The sequence below is a fragment of the Ensifer sp. Root31 genome, assembly GCF_001424825.1.
Taxonomy (GTDB): Bacteria; Pseudomonadota; Alphaproteobacteria; order Rhizobiales; family Rhizobiaceae; genus Ensifer; species Ensifer canadensis.
The window spans coordinates 1-17628 of sequence record NZ_LMCO01000005.1 but is presented as its reverse complement, the minus strand read 5'-3'; the positions used below and the strand labels follow the sequence as shown (position 1 = coordinate 17628).

15 protein-coding genes are annotated in these 17628 nt (G+C 62.5%); 4 read left to right on the top strand and 11 right to left on the bottom strand.

Annotation, left to right across the window (positions count from 1 at the left end):
• Positions 1-46 precede the first annotated feature (46 nt).
• From ASD00_RS06285 to ASD00_RS06265, 5 genes are all read right to left on the bottom strand, one after another.
• Positions 47-1198 (bottom strand): zinc-dependent alcohol dehydrogenase family protein, encoded by a 1152-nt coding sequence (locus tag ASD00_RS06285; protein WP_051509185.1) that lies wholly within the window; start codon positions 1196-1198, stop codon positions 47-49.
• A gap of 200 nt (positions 1199-1398) precedes the next feature.
• Positions 1399-1950 (bottom strand): sarcosine oxidase subunit gamma, encoded by a 552-nt coding sequence (locus ASD00_RS06280; protein WP_025424854.1) that lies wholly within the window; start codon positions 1948-1950, stop codon positions 1399-1401.
• Positions 1943-4936 carry a sarcosine oxidase subunit alpha gene (locus ASD00_RS06275; RefSeq protein ID WP_025424855.1) on the bottom strand — a complete coding sequence of 998 codons (2994 nt, stop codon included), beginning with the start codon at positions 4934-4936 and terminating at the stop codon, positions 1943-1945. Before ASD00_RS06275 ends, ASD00_RS06280 begins: the two co-directional genes overlap by 8 nt.
• Positions 4933-5253 (bottom strand): sarcosine oxidase subunit delta, encoded by a 321-nt coding sequence (locus ASD00_RS06270; RefSeq protein WP_025424856.1) that lies wholly within the window; start codon positions 5251-5253, stop codon positions 4933-4935. Before ASD00_RS06270 ends, ASD00_RS06275 begins: the two co-directional genes overlap by 4 nt.
• A gap of 17 nt (positions 5254-5270) precedes the next feature.
• A complete protein-coding gene (locus ASD00_RS06265; RefSeq protein ID WP_025424857.1) occupies positions 5271-6524 on the bottom strand; it encodes a sarcosine oxidase subunit beta family protein in 1254 nt (417 codons plus the stop codon).
• Between the two features lie 337 nt (positions 6525-6861).
• Between ASD00_RS06265 and rpsU the strand changes: the two genes are divergently transcribed.
• The 3 genes from rpsU (at position 6862) to ASD00_RS06250 (ending at position 8957) form a co-directional block, all read left to right on the top strand.
• Entirely contained in the window at positions 6862-7074 is a 213-nt protein-coding gene (gene rpsU / locus ASD00_RS06260; protein ID WP_025424858.1) for a 30S ribosomal protein S21, read from the top strand.
• A gap of 263 nt (positions 7075-7337) precedes the next feature.
• Positions 7338-8222 (top strand): tetratricopeptide repeat protein, encoded by an 885-nt coding sequence (locus ASD00_RS06255; protein ID WP_038575705.1) that lies wholly within the window; start codon positions 7338-7340, stop codon positions 8220-8222.
• Positions 8223-8480: 258 nt separating this feature from the next.
• Entirely contained in the window at positions 8481-8957 is a 477-nt protein-coding gene (locus ASD00_RS06250) for a DUF992 domain-containing protein (protein WP_025424859.1), read from the top strand.
• Between the two features lie 153 nt (positions 8958-9110).
• Here the strand turns inward: ASD00_RS06250 and ASD00_RS06245 are convergent, their stop codons facing one another.
• The 6 genes from ASD00_RS06245 to ASD00_RS06220 all read right to left on the bottom strand — a co-directional run bounded on the left by ASD00_RS06245 (position 9111) and on the right by ASD00_RS06220 (position 16157).
• Complete coding sequence (locus ASD00_RS06245; RefSeq protein ID WP_025424860.1) at positions 9111-10511, bottom strand: NAD(P)(+) transhydrogenase (Re/Si-specific) subunit beta; 1401 nt, start codon at positions 10509-10511, stop codon at positions 9111-9113.
• A gap of 9 nt (positions 10512-10520) precedes the next feature.
• The gene (locus ASD00_RS06240) at positions 10521-10940 is read right to left on the bottom strand and encodes a proton-translocating transhydrogenase family protein (RefSeq protein ID WP_025424861.1); all 420 of its coding nucleotides are present in this window, start codon (positions 10938-10940) and stop codon (positions 10521-10523) included.
• Positions 10940-12088, bottom strand: a complete 1149-nt coding sequence (locus ASD00_RS06235; RefSeq protein WP_025424862.1) for a Re/Si-specific NAD(P)(+) transhydrogenase subunit alpha — start codon at positions 12086-12088, stop codon at positions 10940-10942. Before ASD00_RS06235 ends, ASD00_RS06240 begins: the two co-directional genes overlap by 1 nt.
• A gap of 341 nt (positions 12089-12429) precedes the next feature.
• Positions 12430-12654, bottom strand: a complete 225-nt coding sequence (locus ASD00_RS06230; protein WP_025424863.1) for an aa3-type cytochrome c oxidase subunit IV — start codon at positions 12652-12654, stop codon at positions 12430-12432.
• A gap of 189 nt (positions 12655-12843) precedes the next feature.
• Complete coding sequence (locus tag ASD00_RS06225) at positions 12844-13566, bottom strand: hypothetical protein (protein WP_244496019.1); 723 nt, start codon at positions 13564-13566, stop codon at positions 12844-12846.
• 281 nt (positions 13567-13847) lie between these two features.
• Positions 13848-16157, bottom strand: a complete 2310-nt coding sequence (locus ASD00_RS06220; RefSeq protein ID WP_025424865.1) for an EAL domain-containing protein — start codon at positions 16155-16157, stop codon at positions 13848-13850.
• Between the two features lie 390 nt (positions 16158-16547).
• Between ASD00_RS06220 and ASD00_RS06215 the strand changes: the two genes are divergently transcribed.
• A complete protein-coding gene (locus tag ASD00_RS06215) occupies positions 16548-17627 on the top strand; it encodes an IS630 family transposase (protein ID WP_057205614.1) in 1080 nt (359 codons plus the stop codon).
• The last annotated feature ends 1 nt before the right edge of the window (position 17628 follow it).

Here is a 17628-nt window from a genome sequence, read left to right as displayed (position 1 = left end):
ATCCTGCGATGGCAGCCCAAGCTCACCCTCTACGGCGCGGCTCTGATCAAAACGCAATCACGTGCCGGATGACCTTGCCCTGGTCGAGCAGGTCGAAGGCCTCGTTGATCTCCTCGAGCGGACCGGTGCTCGATAGCAGCCTGTCGACCGGCAGCTTGCCACGCCGATAAAGCCCGATGAAGCGCGGAATATCGCGGCTCGGCACGCAGCTTCCCATGTAGCTGCCGCGAAGCGTGCGTTCTTCGGCGACCAGGCTGACGGCTGGGATGGCAATCTGGCTTGAGGGATGGGCAAGGCCGGCCGACGCGGTCGCTCCGCCGCGGCGGGTGATGCGATAGGCAAGCTCGAACGCCTTGACCGAACCGGCCGCCTCCAGCGCATGATCGACACCGCCTGACGTCGCCTCGCGGATCGCATCCCCCACATCCGGATCGGTGGCGACAAAAGTGTCGGTCGCGCCAAGCGAGCGTGCCAGCGCCAGCTTGTCCTTTGAGAGATCGATCGCGACGACCCGCTCCGCGCCCGACGCGACCGCTCCGAGCACCGCGGCAAGCCCGACGCCACCGAGACCGACGACGGCGGCCGACTGGCCCGCCTGGACGCGGCAGGTATTGACGATCGCACCGACGCCGGTCAGCACCGCGCAGCCGAAGAGTGCCGCCTCGACCAGCGGCAGGTCCGCCTCGATCTTCACTGCCGAATGGCGCGAGACGACCGCATAGTCGGCAAAGCCGGAAACGCCGAGGTGATGATGGACTGGAACAGCGTCGCAACGAATCCGGCGCTCGCCGGAAAGCAGCGTTCCCCTGCCATTCGCCTCGGCACCTGGAATGCAGAGCGCCGGACGCCCTTCCGCACAAGGCTGGCAGTCGCCGCAGCTCGGCATGAAGCTCATCACCACCCGATCGCCGGGCTTGAGATCGCGCACTGCGCTGCCGACGGCCTCCACCGTGCCTGCCGCCTCATGCCCGAGCGCCATCGGCACGGGCCGTGGCCTGTCGCCGTTGATCACCGAAAGATCGGAGTGGCAGAGACCGGCAGCGCCGATGCGAACCAGCAGTTCGTCGGGTCCCGGTGTGTCGAGGTCGACGGTCTCGATCGAGAGCGGTCGCGACCTGGCATAGGGCCGCTCGACCGGTGCGTGCCTGAGCACTGCTGCCCTGCTGCCCGTGTCTTCAAGATGTCCTCCCGCTTGCAAACGGGGGCAGCTTAGCCGCCGGAGAAGGCCGGCGGCAAGGTCGGATTGCGGACCCGGCCACAGGGCGTTGCGCATCCCGAAGATCGCGCAGCAATTTGCCGGCCCGAGAGCGTTTCCAGCTTAACGCCTGAAAACGCTATATTTCTTTGTTGTACGCATTTCCTGACGAAAGAGCGCTTCGCAGTTTTCCTGGAAAAGCTTTAGTGGCCAGCGTCCGCCGCTCCTTCGGACAGCATGCCGAAGACATAGGGGGAAAACGACCGCCAGCATTCGACGCGGAACGTGTCCTCGGCGAGGCGCAGCAATACGATCTCGACCTTTCCGAGGATGGTGCGCGAGCAGGCGCCTACCGGGAAGATCGGCAGCGACAGGTCCTGCGGGCAGCCGCTGTTGATCGCGACTTCGGCGCCCGGACCGCTGACGATGACGGCGACGTTGCGATGGGAGACATCGACCGCCGAGTGCAGCGTGCCGCTCGATGCGGCCGCGGCCATCAGGTCACCTTCGCTCTCGTCGATCACCAGCCACTCGTCCGGCCCGAGCCAGAGCGCATGGCGTTTGCCGCTCAAAGCCGAGGTCTTCGGCCGTGCCGGCAAGGTCACGCCGAGTGCCGCCGAAAGACCGGAGAGCGCATCGGCACCGGCGCGCAGCGACAGGCGCGAAGCGGCGGGTGCCGGCGTCAGGACCACCTCGGCGAAACCGCCGCGGGCAGTAAGAGCAGCCTTGCGGGTTGCAGTTGCCAGATCAGCCATGGAGGCGACCCCCTTCCTTGTCAAAGAACACCATGTCGCTCACCTCGACGGCGATCGTCCTGTCGGCCATCGGCACGTACAGCGTCTGACCGAGGCGTGCGCGGCCACCAGCAACGACGGCGAGCGCGATCGAACGGCCGCAATTTTCCGACCAGTAGGACGACGTCACATGGCCAAGCATCGTCATCGGCTTCGGCTGGTTCGGATCGGCGACGATCTGTGCGCCCTCCTCCAGCACCACCTTCGGATCCTTGGTCAGGAGCCCGACCAGCTGCTTACGACCATCCTTGACGAGGTCAGGGCGCTTGAGACCGCGGATGCCGACAAAATCGGCCTTCTTCTTCGAGACTGCCCAGGACAGGGCAGCATCGTCGGGCGTCAGCGTCCCGTCGGTATCCTGGCCGACGATGATGTAGCCTTTCTCGGCGCGCAGCACGTGCATGGTCTCGGTGCCGTAGGCGCAGGCGCCCATGGGTTCGGCCCGCTCCCAGATCGCTTCCCAGACCGCCTGGCCATAATCGGCCGGCACGTTGACTTCGAAGCCGAGCTCGCCGGTAAACGACATGCGGAACAGCCGGGTCGGCACGCCGCAGATCTTGCCCTCGGTCACGCTCATATGCGGGAAAGCCTCGTTGGAAAGATCGATGCCTTCGACGAGCGGAGCGATGATCTCGCGCGCCTTCGGACCCTGCACGGCGATAACGGCCCATTGTTCCGTCGTCGACGTCAGCCAGACCTTCAAGTGCGGGAACTCCGTCTGCAGGTAGTCTTCCATATGGTGCATCACCCGCGGCGCACCGCCGGTGGTGGTCGTCACGTGGAAGCGGTCCTCGGCAAGCCTGCCGACCACGCCGTCGTCATAAACGAAGCCGTCGTCGCGCAGCATGATGCCGTAGCGGCAGCGGCCGGGCTTCAGCGTGTCCCAGGCGTTGGTGTACATCAGGTTGAGGAACTGGGCCGCATCCGGGCCGACCACCTCGATCTTGCCGAGCGTCGAGGCGTCGAACAGGCCGGCGACCTCGCGTACTGTCTTGCATTCGCGCGCGACCGCCTCATGCATGCTCTCGCCCGCCTTCGGGTAGAACCAGGCACGTTTCCAGTTGCCGACATCCTCGAACTCGGCGCCATGCGCCTCTTCCCAGGCATGAACAGGCGTCTTGCGGGCAGGATCGAACAGGCTTCCACGCGAATGGTTGACGATCGTGCCGAAGGTTACCGGCGTGTAGGGCTGGCGGAAGGTCGTCAGACCCACCTGCGGAATGTCCTTGCCAAGCGCTTCGGCGGCAATGGCAAGGCCATGCATGTTGGACAGCTTGCCCTGGTCTGACGCCATGCCGTTGGTGGTGAAGCGCTTGATATGCTCGATCGAATGCATGCCTTCGCGCACCGCAAGCCGGATATCCTTGGCGCAGACATCATGCTGGAAGTCGATGAAGGCCTTGACGGTGGTGTCGGGTCCGGCCCCTTCGGCAGCGCCGATCATGCCGCCGGTCCAGCTGAAGGCATTGTCGCCGTGGAGCGTCACCTGGGCGCCACCTTCGGCGCCTGCCGCGCGTGCGGTCAGTTCGCCGGCTGCCAACGCCTCGTCGATCGTTGCCTGCAGGTCGTCGGTGCCGTTGCAGGCGCCGATCGACAGGCAATCCTGCAGATAGGTGCCCGGCAGGAAGCGCTGCGTTGCCGCATCGAACTTCACCTTGCCGCGTGACTGCGAGAACAGGTGCACCGACGGCGTCCAGCCGGATGAAACCAGCAGCGCATCGACCGCGATCTTGCGCGCCGACCCGCCGCCATTGCGGGCAACGCTGATCGAGGAGACGCGCAGCTTGCCGCCGGCATTGACGACGAAGTGGCCGGTCAGCACCTCGATACCGAGGCGACGGGCTTCCGCAAGCACCGCTTCGCCGGGATTGTCGCGGCAGTCGACGATGGCAGGAACGGCAACGCCGGCGCGCTTGAGATCGAAGGCCGCCTCATAGGCGGAATCATGCGCGGTGTAGACGCCGACCTTGGAGCCGACGGCAACGCCGTAATGGTTGAGATAGGTACGTCCGGCCGAAGCGAGCATGATGCCCGGGCGGTCGTTGTTGGCAAACACCATGTGGCGTTCGATCGAGCCGTTGGCGAGGATCACCTTCTTCGCCCGCACCTGCCAGAGGCGCTCGCGCGGCAATGCCTTGTCGAGCACGGACAGATGGTCCGTCACCCTTTCGACGAGGCCGACGAAATTGTGGTTGTAGTAGCCAAAGCCGGTGGTGCGCGTGAGCACCGTGACGTTGTCCATCGCGGCAAGCGCCCTGGCTGTCGCCTGCGCCCAGTCCCAGCCGTCCTTGCCGTCGATCGTCGTGCCGCCTTCATAGCGCAGCGCGCCACCGACTTCCGGCTGCTCGTCGCAGACGATCACCTTGGCACCGGCCTTGGCTGCTGCAAGCGCTGCGGAGAGGCCGGCAGCACCGGCGCCGATCACCAGCACGTCGCAATGGGCATAGCGACTGGCATAATGGTCCGGGTCGGCTTCCGTCGGCGCGACGCCGAGACCGGCCGCACGGCGGATGAAGGGTTCGTAGATCGCGTGCCAGGCAGCCTTCGGCCACATGAAGGTCTTATAGTAGAAGCCGGCGGCAAAGAACGGCGACAGCAGGTCGTTGAACCCGCCGACGTCGAAGGCGAGCGACGGCCAGCGGTTCTGCGATTCCACCTTCATGCCATCGAAGACTTCCTGCACCGTCGCGCGCACGTTCGGCTGGCGGCGGGCCGCATCGCGCGAAATATCGAGCAGCGCGTTCGGCTCCTCGGCTCCGGCGGAAAGAATGCCGCGCGGACGGTGATACTTGAACGAGCGGCCGACGAGATGGATGCCGTTGGCAAGCAATGCCGAGGCGACGGTATCGCCTTCGAGCGCCGTCAGCGTGCGTCCGTCGAAGGTGAAGCGGGCGGTACGCGCCGGCGTCAGACGGCCGGCACCTGCAATACGGTTGGTGCCGCTCATCGTGCCGCTCCCTTGTCCTGCTCGCTGTTCAGAATGGCGGCAACATCGGGCTTTGGTTCGCCCGCCTTGTAGGTGGTGTAGAACCGGTCGCTGACCGTATCGCGCGCGGCATTGAAGAAGCGGCCGCAGCCGTGGATATGGCGCCAGCGTTCGAAGATCAGGCCCTTGGGGTTCTGCCGGAGGAAGAAGAATTCCTCGAACTCCTCGTCGCTGATCTCGGCAATGTTGGCAGGGCGGACGATGTGGGCGTCACCGGCATTGCGGAATTCGAGCTCGGAGCGCTCTTCTTCGCAATAGGGGCAATAGATCAAAAGCATCTCGAAATCCTTGGCAATCAGTGCGCAACGGCGGCAGCTGCCGCCTCGTCGATCAGTCGGCCGGTGCGGAAACGGTCGAGCGTCAGCCCGGCAGCCAGCCGATGCGGCTCGCCCCTCGCAATGAGGTGCGCAAAGAGGTTGGCCGAACCCGGCGTCGCCTTGAAGCCACCCGTACCCCAGCCGGCATTGAGGAACAGGCCCGGAACCGGGGTGACACCCTGGATCGGCGAACGGTCCTGTGTCACGTCGACGATGCCGCCCCACTGCCGCATCATCTTGACGCGGCGGAACATCGGGAAGAGTTCACAGATCGCATCCAGCGTATGGGTGATGATCTGCAGGCCGCCCGTCTGGGAGTAGGAATTGTACTGGTCGGTGCCGGCGCCGATGACGAGCTCGCCCTTGTCGGACTGCGAGATATAGGCATGCACCGAGTTCGACATGACGACGCAGGGGAACATCGGCTTCAGCGGCTCGGAGACCAGCGCCTGCAGCGGCTGGCTCTGCAGCGGCACGCGCACGTCGGCCATTTCCATCAGCACCGACGAGTGGCCGGCGGCAGAAACGCCGATCTTCTTGGCGCCGATGAAACCGCGACTGGTGTCGACGCCGGTCACCCGGCCGTTCTCGTCACGGCGGATGCCGGTCACTTCGCAATTCTGGATGATGTGCACGCCACGGTCGGACGCGCCGCGGGCATAGCCCCAGGCAACCGCGTCATGCCGAGCCGTACCGCCGCGACGCTGCAGCGCTGCGCCGTTGATCGGGTAGCGGGCGTTCTTGGCGATATCGAGCGGCGGGCAGTAGGCCTTGGCCTGTTCCGGCGTCAGCCACTCATTGTCGATGCCATAGAGGCGGTTGGCGTTGATATGGCGCTTGAACGACTGCTGGTCGTGGATGTTGTGCGAGAGCATCATGACGCCGCGCGGCGAATACATGACGTTGTAGTTGAGGTCCTGCGACAGGTTTTCCCAGAGCTTCAGCGAATGCTCGTAGATGTCCATGCTCTCTTCATAGAGATAGTTGGACCGGATGATCGTCGTGTTGCGGCCGGTGTTGCCGCCGCCGATCCAACCCTTTTCGAGCACCGCGACATTGGTGATGCCATGCTCCTTGGCAAGATAGTAGGCAGCGCCCAGCCCATGGCCACCACCGCCAATGATGATCACATCATAGTCCTTGCGGGGCTCGGGCGAGGCCCATTGCGGACCCCATCCCTTGTGGCCGCGCAAAGCCTCGCGCGCCACGGCAAAAACTGAATATTTGCGCATCCGCCTGTTACTCCATGAACCCCGGTGATCATTCTCGTTGGCGTTAGAAATCGCAAATCCGACGCCTGCGCAACGTTTCTTTTGCGACGCAAACGGGCGGACTTGCGCGGAGTTGCGACATCGCTGCATCACACCATCTGCGGCGCGATGATACACATAGCGTGGCGTCATTGCGGATTTTTCAGCACAGCCTCATGTCCTCGCTGGACTTTCCGCTGACGATCTGGTATCCGCACCTTCAATCGTCGAGCTTTCGGCTCAGCGAACGTAGCTTTTTTTGCCTCCGACACCTGACGTGAGGCAACAACTCGAAACAACCAAAGGAACGGGATTTCACGTGCAGGTACTTGTCCGCGATAACAATGTTGACCAGGCGCTCCGCGCTCTCAAGAAGAAGATGCAGCGCGAAGGCATTTTCCGCGAAATGAAGATGCGTGATTTCTACGAAAAGCCGTCCCAGAAGCGCGCCCGCGAAAAGGCTGAAGCCGTTCGCCGCGTTCGCAAGCTGGCGCGCAAGCGTGCACAGCGCGAAGGCCTCGTGGCCCGTTAATTTGTCGATTTTTCGACACTTTTCGATCTAAGTCGTGGCGGGGGCGAAATATCGCCGCCGCCTTTCTTTTGGTATGGACATCTTTTCCGTCGTCGGGCTAGCGTGACAATGCAGCCGGCAACGGTAGCCGGTCGCGGCGCTTGACGCCGGACGGTTTGCCGCAGGCCCTGGTAGCCTCGGCTGTGGGGCCCCGCGAAATTCGCCGGCCTCCTTGAACGGGAAGCCGTTGGCTTTCGGACCTAGTCGCATTGAGGGATCGACCTTTGACACTTGCTGCCATGACTGCGGACGTCGCCGGTTTCACCACCCAAGAGGCGCGCCGCCGCCACCAGCGCAAGCCGAAGCTTGCGGCCCTGTTCCTCCTCGGATCGGCTCTGCTTCTGTCGGCATGCCAGACCGAAGGGCCGGAATCGATGGCCAAGGTCGAGCGCGAACAGGGCTCCCAGGGAAATATCGCATCGCTGTCGAGCGTGATCGCCTCCAACCCGAGCGACCCCGAGGGCTATAACGTCCGCGGCTCCGCCTATGGCCGTGCAGGCGAATACCGCCGCGCCCTGGCCGATTTCGATCAGGCGATCCAGCTCAACCCGCGCTTCTACCAGGCATATGCCAACCGCGCGCTCGTTCACCGCAACATGGGCAACACCCAGGCCGCACTTGCCGACTACAACATGGCGCTGCAGCTGAACCCCAACTACGACGTCGCCTATATCGGCCGCGGCAATCTCTATCGCCAGGCCGGCCAGCTCGATTCCGCCTTCAACGATTTCAACAAGGCGATCCAGCTCGACACCACCGACCCGCGCGCCTACCACAATCGCGGCCTGATCTACCAGGCCCGCAACCAGCACGGCCAGGCGATCGAAGACTTCTCGACGGCGATCTCGCTGTCGCCGAGCTCGCCGGAGCCCTATAACGGCCGCGGCATCTCCTACGTCGCCCAGGGCGATGACGACAATGCCTTCTCCGACTTCAACACCGCGATCACGCTCGACGGCAAGGTTGCCGAATCCTGGGCAAACCAGGCGCTGGTCTACGAGCGCAAGGGCGACAAGGCCAAGGCAGCGAAGTCCTACTCGCACGCACTGCAGCTCGACCCGAAATACGAGCCGGCGCGCGCAGGTCTCGCCCGCGTGAAAGCCGCTTAGCCTCTTAGGAGAGAAAAGCACTTCTCCCGTTTCAACGCCCGCGACCGGTTCGCGGCCGTTTTCGTTTTTTCGTCACGTCGTTGCGCCGCGCGTCCGGCATGACGCGTAAAGGACGCCGTAACGCCCTGAACCTGCTGCGTAATTTTGTCCATAAATCGATGTCGATTTAAGGAATTAGCCATTTGCTCCTCCAATGACGAACGGAACCTTCCCGGCCACCATCCGTTTGCCCAGGAACGAAAAACGGAGACTGAGCCAATGATCAAGAAAACCTTCATCGCGACACTGGCCCTGGCAGCCCTTTGCGCCGGCCCGTCCGCAGCGCAGAATTATGTCGCGCTCGGCCGCCTTGTCTGCGGCTCCGACGGCGGCACGGGGCAGATTCTGACCTCGACAAAGAACCTGCTGTGCACCTTCAGGCCCGCCAACGGCGCGCCGGCCGCAAGCTATGCCGGCACCATTCGCAAGATCGGCATCGACATCGGCAAGACCGGCAAGAGCACGATGGTCTGGGATGTCCTGGCCAAGACAGGTACTCCGATCACCAAATACGCGCTTGCCGGTGAATATTACGGCATCGGCGCCGACGCGAGCCTTGCCGTTGGCGGCGGCGCCAAGGTGATCGGCGGCGGTACCAACAAGGCCTTCATGCTGCAGCCAGTTAACGTGCAGGTCCAGGAAGGACTGAACATCGCGATCGGCGTCGACGAACTGACGCTCGCCCCGGCTAGCTGATAAGGCGAGATGACGAAAAGTCGGCAAGACGACCTTCGCCGGCAGTTCGACGCATCAAACGAAAACGCCCGCCATGTGGCGGGCGTTTTCTTTTCCAACATTTGACCCAACGGATAGACGCCTTTGTGTCGCTCACCCGAATGGCAAGGAACCTCAGTGGTTCATGGCCTTGACGATGTCTTCCGTCACCTTCTTGGCGTCGCCGAGCAGCATCATGGTGCCGTCCTTGTAGAACAGCGTGTTGTCGATGCCGGCGTAACCGGAGCCGAGCGAGCGCTTGACGAACAGGCAGGTCTTGGCCTTGTCGACGTCGAGGATCGGCATGCCGTAGATCGGCGACGACGGGTCGTCGCGGGCTGCCGGGTTGGTCACGTCGTTGGCGCCGATGACATAGGCGACATCCGCCTGGGCGAATTCCGAGTTGATGTCTTCGAGCTCGAACACCTCGTCATAGGGCACGTTTGCTTCCGCGAGCAGCACGTTCATATGACCGGGCATGCGGCCGGCAACCGGATGGATGGCGTATTTCACGTCGACGCCCGCCGCCTTCAGCTGATCACCGAGTTCACGCAGCGCATGCTGCGCCTGGGCGACGGCCATGCCGTAGCCCGGGACGATGATCACCTTGGAGGCATTGGCCATCAGGAATGCCGCGTCGTCGGCCGCGCCCTGCTTGACGGTGCGCTGGACGCCATCGTCAACAGCGGCTGCCGCCGCCTCGCCGCCGAAGCCGCCGAGGATGACCGAGATGAACGAGCGGTTCATTCCCTTGCACATGATATAGGACAGGATCGCACCCGACGAGCCGACGAGCGCGCCGGTGATGATCAGCGCCAGGTTGCCGAGCGTGAAGCCGATGCCGGCCGCGGCCCAACCCGAATAGGAGTTGAGCATCGAGACGACCACCGGCATGTCGGCGCCGCCGATCGGGATGATGATCAGCACGCCGAGCGCCAGCGACAGGGCGACGATCAGCCAGAACACGGTCGTGCTCTGGGTGAAGACCAGCATGATCACCAGGACGACGAGCGCGATCGCCAGGCCAGCGTTGACGAAGTGACGGCCGGTCAACAGGATCGGCTTGCCGGACATGCGTCCGTCGAGCTTGAGGAAGGCGATGACCGAACCGGTAAAGGTGACCGCGCCGATGGCGACACCGAGCGACATTTCGACCAGCGCCTGGGCGTGGATGTCACCGAGCGTGCCGATGCCGAAGCTCTCGGGCGCATACATCGCCGCGGCCGCGACCATCACCGCCGCCAGACCGACGAGCGAATGGAAGGCGGCGACAAGCTGCGGCATCGACGTCATGGCGATGCGGCGGGCGATGACCGCGCCGGCACCGCCGCCGATGGCAAGGCCGAGCACGATCAAGAGGAAGCCGCCGAAGGTGGGCTTGGCCAGCAGCAGCGTGGTGACGATGGCAATGCCCATGCCGACCATGCCGTAGGTGTTGCCCTTGCGGCTGGTGGCCGGGTGCGACAGGCCGCGGAGCGCCGTGATGAAGAGCACGCCCGAGACGAGATAGAGGAAGGCTGCGAAGTTAGCGTTCATCGGCCGGCCTCACTTGTCTTTTTTCTTGTACATGGCGAGCATGCGCTGGGTGACCAGGAAGCCGCCAAAGATGTTGACCGAGGCGAGCACGAGCGCGATGAAACCGAAACCGGTCGCAAGCCCGGAGGCCGAGATGCCGACGGCGAGCAGTGCACCAACGACGATGACCGAAGAGATCGCGTTGGTGACCGCCATCAACGGCGTGTGCAGGGCCGGCGTCACCGACCAGACGACATAGTAGCCGACGAAAATCGACAGGACGAAGATCGCCAGTCGGAAGACGAACGGATCAATTGCGCCGCCGGTGGCGCCGTGCGCGAGCGCGCCGGCAGCTTCCGCGGCATCGGGAAGGTTCAGCGCTGCCTGCTGGACAGCGGCAACCGCCTTGTCGAGCGCATCGAGCGCTTTTTCCAATGCTTCGTTCGCCATCAAAGATCCCCCTTCTTCTTCGGCTCGAAATTCGCATTGACGATGGCGCCGCCATGGGTGAGCGCCGTCGCCTTGACGAGCTCGTCCTCCATGTTGAGCGCCAGCGCCTTCGTTTCCTTGGAGACCATGGTCTCGAGGAAGGTCACGAGGTTCTTGGCGTAGAGACCGGAAGCCGATGCGGCGATCCGACCGGGCACGTTGAGGTGGCCAATGACCTTGACGCCCTCGACATCGGCGACCCTGCCGGCCTCGGCGCCTTCGACGTTGCCGCCGCGCTCGACAGCGAGGTCGACCGCAATGGAACCAGGCTTCATCGCCTTCAACATTTCGCGCGTGACGAGGCGCGGCGCCGGCCGGCCCGGGATCAGCGCCGTGGTGATGACGATGTCCTGCTTGGCGATGTGCTCGGCGACGAGTGCCGCCTGTTTCGCCTGATACTCTTTGGACATTTCCTTGGCGTAGCCGCCGGCGGTTTCGGCCGCCTTGAATTCCTCGTCCTCGACGGCGATGAACTTGGCGCCGAGCGAGGCCACCTGCTCCTTGGCGGCGGGACGCACGTCGGTCGCCGAAACCATGGCGCCGAGACGGCGGGCCGTCGCGATTGCCTGCAAGCCGGCAACGCCGGCACCCATGACGAAGACCTTCGCCGCGGGAACCGTGCCGGCCGCCGTCATCATCATCGGCAGCGCCCGGTCATATTCGCAGGCCGCATCGATCACCGCCTGGTAGCCGGCAAGGTTTGCCTGGCTCGACAGCACGTCCATCGACTGCGCGCGGGTGATGCGCGGCATCAGCTCCATCGCAAAGGCGCTAAGGCCGGCCTTGGCCATTTCGGCGACCGCATCCTCGTTGCCGTAGGGATCCATGATGGCGATGACGATGGCGCCGGACTTATAGCCGGCGATTTCGGCGCTGTTCGGCCGGCGAACCCGAAGGACGACATCCGCCGTCTTCGCATCGGCAACAGCACCGATCCTGGCACCAGCCTTCTCATATTCTGTATCCGGAATACGCGACAGAAACCCGGCGCCGGTCTCGACGACGACGTCGAAGCCCAGCCCTTTCAGTTTCTTCACGCTATCCGGCGATGCCGCAACGCGACCCTCGTTCGGATCCGTTTCCTTGGCAATAAAGACAATTTCGCTCACAAGTCCCCTCCCTGGCCGCAATCGAGCCAAGGCTGGAATGCGGGCATCCTGTCCGACTGCAAAGCGGCCGCTCATGCGAGCAGGCGCCCTCCCATGTGCAAAGCACACATTCCCCTGGAGACAGGCTCAGCCTGTCCTCCACTCTCCCCCTCACGCAGTGAGGATAAGCGCCGCGCGTTCTCCAACGAACGCTTCAAGGCGCTGCGAACTTTCATCAGCCGAAGCAAGACCATCGACGCTCCCGGTCGATGTCATGCGGCTTCAATCCGGACCTTGAGTCCGGCAGCCAAGGGCAAGCCTCCACCCGGCCTGTCCCTGGCAAGTCGTGTCAGTAGTGCCGATTAACGAAGGAAGAAGAAACCAGCGACGTTGATAAGGATGAACAGCACCAGCGAGCTGAAGAAGCCCATCGTGGTGAAGAAGGCGGCAGCCATGGCGATCAGCAGAGCCACGCAGAACAGCGTGAGGTATTTCGTTGCACTGAGGAAGAAATTGTAGGTCTTCTCGTGTTCCGCATAATCCATCGGAGCGCCCATTTCGACCGGTCCAGAATGATGCTCAGCCATCGTCCAATTCTCCCAGAATGCTGCGGCCCGACCCTTGGCCCTCGCCGCCCTTCAACCTTGATCCACGAAACGGCTTTGGCGGAAAACCGCACGGAAGCCCTTTAGCTGCCCATACACAATGCCAGGCCCGGGCGCAACGAAAACCCGCCGCTGCGCCCGGTCACCTGGGGCGATATGCCGCGTGCGTCTCTAGCGGAATACGGATGTGGGATAGGAACGGCCGGAACCGTTCTGTGCGATCCGCGCCGTCGGCAGAATCGTCAAAGGCGCGAACGGCACTTCCTGTCGGCCCGCGAACATCAGGCGACGCTCGAACGGCTCCGAATCGAAGATCGGATAGCGATCGAGGATCGAGGGCCGCTGCCCCCTCACCTGCGCAACCAGCAGCGCACCGTCGGCATTGTAGACGCCGAGGTTCTCGCGCTTGGCGACAACGGTCTCCGACGCAAAAATGCGCTTGTAGAACGCCGCATGCCGCGGCCGGCAGGCGGTCAGGCACCGGTCGGCGGTGAAGTATTCGCATGCCATCGCCACCGGGCGCAGCGTCAGGTAGGGAAGCGCGCGCATCTCGTCGCCGGTGACATCGGGGTCGACAGCCAACCGGCCGGGGTCGACCAGCACCATGCCCGCGTCGAGAAAGACGTCGATCTCGGGCCCGAAGATCAGCCCAGACGTGCTCGCCCTGTGCTCAGGCGTCACGTGATGAACACGCACCGTGCTGACCAGGTTCTCGTCGAGATAGATACCGAAGACATAGGCGTGACTGTCGAAATCGAGATCGTCGATCAAGGTCGAGCCGGTGAGTTCCATCAGATTGACGGCCTTGTAGGCCTTGTAGCGGAGCCGGGCGATATCCTCCATGTCCTCGCCCGTCTCGACCCGCCGGTATTCGACGCGATCGAGAAGAAGCATCAGCTTCTCAGAAAAACTCCCAGGCTCCGCCCGGTGAAGACCTTCACCCATTTCCTGACCCTCATGGTTAACAGATCGTTAACCTATTGACGGTCGGCACAGCAGCAACAACAAAATGGCACACATTACGATTAACCTATTGTTAACCTTAATATTTCGTAAAGTTTTATGGTTAACGATTGGTTAAGCCCGCCACCTCACCATCTTGGACAAGCGGCGGAGCAAGGAAGAGGATGGAGGACGCGGATCGCGGAGGAAATGACGGGCGACGTGGCGAGTTGTCAGGCGATACGCTTGCTTGACGGCGTGGTGACCGGTTTCTGGACACCATTCTTGCAGAAGGCCGCGATGGCGGACGCCGGCATCGGGGCCGCGAACACAAAACCCTGTATCAGATCGGCGCAGTGGTAGTCGTTGATCAGCTGCAATTGATCCGCCGTCTCCACACCCTCGACGACGATCTTCAGGCCGAGAGCACGACCGAGGTTGGCTGTGCCGCGCAGCAGCTTGAAGCGGCGCGAGTCCTCGCGGATGTTGCGCACGAAAGAGCGATCGATCTTGATGATGTTGACCGGCAGCGCATCCAGGTAGCTGAGGCTGGAATAGCCTGTGCCGAAATCGTCGATGGCGATCGTTATGCCGCTGTCACGCAGCTCGCCGAGAATGGCCTGCACCTTGGCCGGCTCATCCATCAGGCAGCTCTCTGTGACTTCGAGATGCAGCCGCGAAGCATCGAGCCCGGTGGCCCGCAGCGTATCCGCCACCACCGTGACGATGTCGTTGCTGCGCAGGTCGAGCACCGACAGATTGACCGAAACGGAAACCTCGCCGGGCCAGCCCATGCAATCCTTGCACGCCTGCTCCAGCACGAAGCGGGTGATCTCGGTGACGAGCCCCAGTTCCTCGGCAAGCTGGATGAAGACATTCGGCGGTACCGGGCCGCGCTCGGGATGCGTCCAGCGCGCCAAAGCCTCGCAGCATTCGAGACGCGCGCCGTTCGGCGTGAACATCGGCTGGTAGGAAAGCGTCAGGGCACCAGCATTGATCGCATCGCGCAGATCGCTCTTCAGTTTCTGGCGGTCGAGATAGCGGGCATCCATCTCTTCTTCGAATACGGTGCAGCCGCCCTTGTTGCGTGCCTTGGTTTCCGACAGCGCAAGATCGGCCTTGATCTGGAGTTCTTCCAGCCGGAAGGCGCTGCTCGGCACGAGAACGACGCCGGCGCTCATGGTCACGTTGAAGGTAAAGCCATTCGCCATATAGGCACCGCGCAACCCGGCGTGAACCGCGCGCATCTGCTCTTCGAGATCCGGCCGATGCATCCTGTTGGGGAAGAAGACGACGAATTCGTCGCCCATCAGGCGCGCGGCGATCGCCGTATTGCCGACCAGTGTCTTCAGCCGCCCGGCAATCGCCTGCAATAGCCTGTCGCCGACGATGTGGCCGCGCATGTCGTTGACATGCTTGAACTCGGCAACGTCGAGCACCATCAGCCCGACCTCGACGTCCTCCTTGCCTTCGAGCGCCACAGCGCTGTGGGCAAGTTCGGCGAAGTAATCGCGGCTCGGCAAGCCGGTCAGCGTGTCGAAGCGCACCATCTGAAGGATCTGTCTGTCGGCCTGGACGCGTGCGGTCACGTCCTCGAATATCAGCACGACCTCACCGTTCTCGTGTCGCCCAGCGGAAAACTCGAGAAAGAGGTTGTCGGTGACCGGCACCAGAACCTGAGTCTTCTTGCCCTTGATCAGAAGGTCGAGCTGCCGCGAGATCGCGCGCGTCTCTTCGACACTGAGCGACATGCGCCGGACGCCGCGGCGCACGACGTCATCCAGCAGCCGATCCCTCAGGTCGGCCTTGTCGCCCAGCATCAGCAGCGCGCAGGCGCGCTCGTTGGCAACGACGATCCGGTTGTCGCGGTCGAGCATCAGCAGCCCGTGCGTCATGTTGTTGAGTGCTGCGTCGAACTGGCCGGCGATCGTTGCGATTTCTCGGGCGGCCAGCACGTTCTCGTAGAGAAACGCGCGCACATTGTTGGCCATCATCCAGGTCGAAAAGATGAATGGCAGGATCAGAACCGCCAGGATGAGCATGAAACCATCCTGAAGCGTGATCAGCCCGATCACGATCGGCAGGCAGGCGGACGAGGACAGAAGCAGCACCGCCCGTTCGGAGCCGTAGTTTCGCCCGACCAGCGAGATCATCGACGCGAGCGTGACGGAGATGCAGGCCAGTTCCGAGAAGGAATCCCGGCTGACGGCGATCGCGTAGCCGCAGGCAATACCACAGGTGAGCGTCACGCTGACGCCGCCGAGAATGTAGCGATTCTCCCATTTCCGGACCATCGCTCGGTCGGCGTTGGAGAAATCCTGGCGATCAAAGCGCGCCATGTCGAGGTTGCGCAGCCCCCAGAGCACAACGATGGCGGCCGTGCAGAAGAGATAGAGCGGGTCGGTGGTCTTGAAATAGACGAGCACGAAAGTCACGACATGCGAAAGCATGCCGATCAGCAGAGTCCTGCGATGTTCGTAGAGCGAGCTCACGGACGACAGATAGACATCCGTCGGGAGAGCGCCCCGTTCATTGCGCGTCATGAACCCATAGCTCCGGTTTTCCGGATTTTTAGAGGCGATGATTTAACGAAAGATTTCGTGAAAACACCGCCTCCAAGCCTTGTATTGCAACATTCAAACGGTGCCCCATGGGAGTTTTTCCCAAACTCAACCTAGTATTGCGAAACCAACGGCCGGCGGATGCCTTCTACAACCATGCATAGACAAAATCACGTTTTGCTTTCTGACATTGTATTTAAGGCAATTCTGCTTGGCAAACATCATATCCACCGATTCACTCAGGATGTGGTTACCCAAAGCTGAAGAAAACGCATCAATTCCTGCCATGCACATACGAGCCTAGTGGTTTGATCGAGACAAAAGAGTCCGATTTAGGATTCCAATTTTTGCGCGCATATGCGACGATCTGGCATGCGCACGGGTATCACATTTGAGGTTTCCGCTGACGACCGGGTTCGTCTCAACGCAATCGTTTCGGCGGGCAGTTCGCCGCAAAAGCATGTGTGGCGGGCGAAGATCATCTTGATGAGCGACGCGGGTCTCGGAACCGTCGCGATCATGGAGGCCACGGGCAAGTCGAAGACCTGCGTCTGGCGTTGGCAGGAACGCTTCATGACCGAAGGCGTGGATGGCCTTTTGCGCGACAAGAGCCGCCCGCCCGGCACTGCGCCGCTTGAGCTTGATCTTGTCGACCGGGTTGTGGCCCTGACGCAGGAGCCGCCCACGCAGGAAGCCACACATTGGACTGTTCGTGCGATGGCAAAGGCTGTGGGGATTGCGGCATCCTCAGTCGTCAAGATTTGGCATGAGCATGGTCTCGCACCCCATCGGTGGCGCAGCTTCAAACTATCGAACGACAAGGCTTTCGCCGAGAAGCTTCATGATGTGGTCGGTCTCTACGTCTCGCCGCCGGCCCATGCGATTGTCCTTTCCGTCGATGAGAAAAGTCAGATCCAGGCGCTGGATAGGACGCAGCCGGGTCTTCCCATGAAGAAGGGTCGTGCCGGCACGATGACCCATGATTACAAGCGCCACGGCACCACGACACTTTTCGCTGCCCTGAATGTTCTCGACGGCTCTGTCATCGGCCGCAACATGCAGCGCCACCGGCATCAGGAGTTCATCCGCTTCCTCAACACGATTGAGGCTCAGTTGCCGAAGGACAAGGCGGTTCACGTCATCCTGGACAACTACGCCACACACAAACAGCCCAAAGTCCGGGCCTGGTTGGCGCGGCACCCACGCTGGACCTTCCACTTCGTTCCGACATCCTGTTCCTGGCTGAACGCCGTCGAGGGGTTCTTCGCTAAGCTCACCCGGCGACGACTGARAAATGGCGTCTTCCATTCCGTTGTTGATCTTCAGGCAGCCATCAACCGCTTTATCAAAGAGCACAACGAACAGCCCAAGCCATTCATCTGGAAAGCAGACCCTGACGACATCATCGCAGCCGTCAGACGAGGGCACCAAGTGTTGGAATCAATCGACTAGC

What these genes read in the sequence shown, in the direction of transcription:
- ASD00_RS06220 (WP_025424865.1), bottom strand. Translation starts at nt 16,157, where the DNA reads ATGACGCGCAATGAACGGGGCGCTCTCCCGACGGATGTCTATCTGTCG.
- ASD00_RS06225 (WP_244496019.1), bottom strand. Translation starts at nt 13,566, where the DNA reads ATGCTTCTTCTCGATCGCGTCGAATACCGGCGGGTCGAGACGGGCGAG.
- ASD00_RS06265 (WP_025424857.1), bottom strand. Translation starts at nt 6,524, where the DNA reads ATGCGCAAATATTCAGTTTTTGCCGTGGCGCGCGAGGCTTTGCGCGGC.
- ASD00_RS06230 (WP_025424863.1), bottom strand. Translation starts at nt 12,654, where the DNA reads ATGGCTGAGCATCATTCTGGACCGGTCGAAATGGGCGCTCCGATGGAT.
- ASD00_RS06270 (WP_025424856.1), bottom strand. Translation starts at nt 5,253, where the DNA reads ATGCTTTTGATCTATTGCCCCTATTGCGAAGAAGAGCGCTCCGAGCTC.
- ASD00_RS06250 (WP_025424859.1), top strand. Translation starts at nt 8,481, where the DNA reads ATGATCAAGAAAACCTTCATCGCGACACTGGCCCTGGCAGCCCTTTGC.
- ASD00_RS06240 (WP_025424861.1), bottom strand. Translation starts at nt 10,940, where the DNA reads ATGGCGAACGAAGCATTGGAAAAAGCGCTCGATGCGCTCGACAAGGCG.
- ASD00_RS06275 (WP_025424855.1), bottom strand. Translation starts at nt 4,936, where the DNA reads ATGAGCGGCACCAACCGTATTGCAGGTGCCGGCCGTCTGACGCCGGCG.
- ASD00_RS06245 (WP_025424860.1), bottom strand. Translation starts at nt 10,511, where the DNA reads ATGAACGCTAACTTCGCAGCCTTCCTCTATCTCGTCTCGGGCGTGCTC.
- ASD00_RS06280 (WP_025424854.1), bottom strand. Translation starts at nt 1,950, where the DNA reads ATGGCTGATCTGGCAACTGCAACCCGCAAGGCTGCTCTTACTGCCCGC.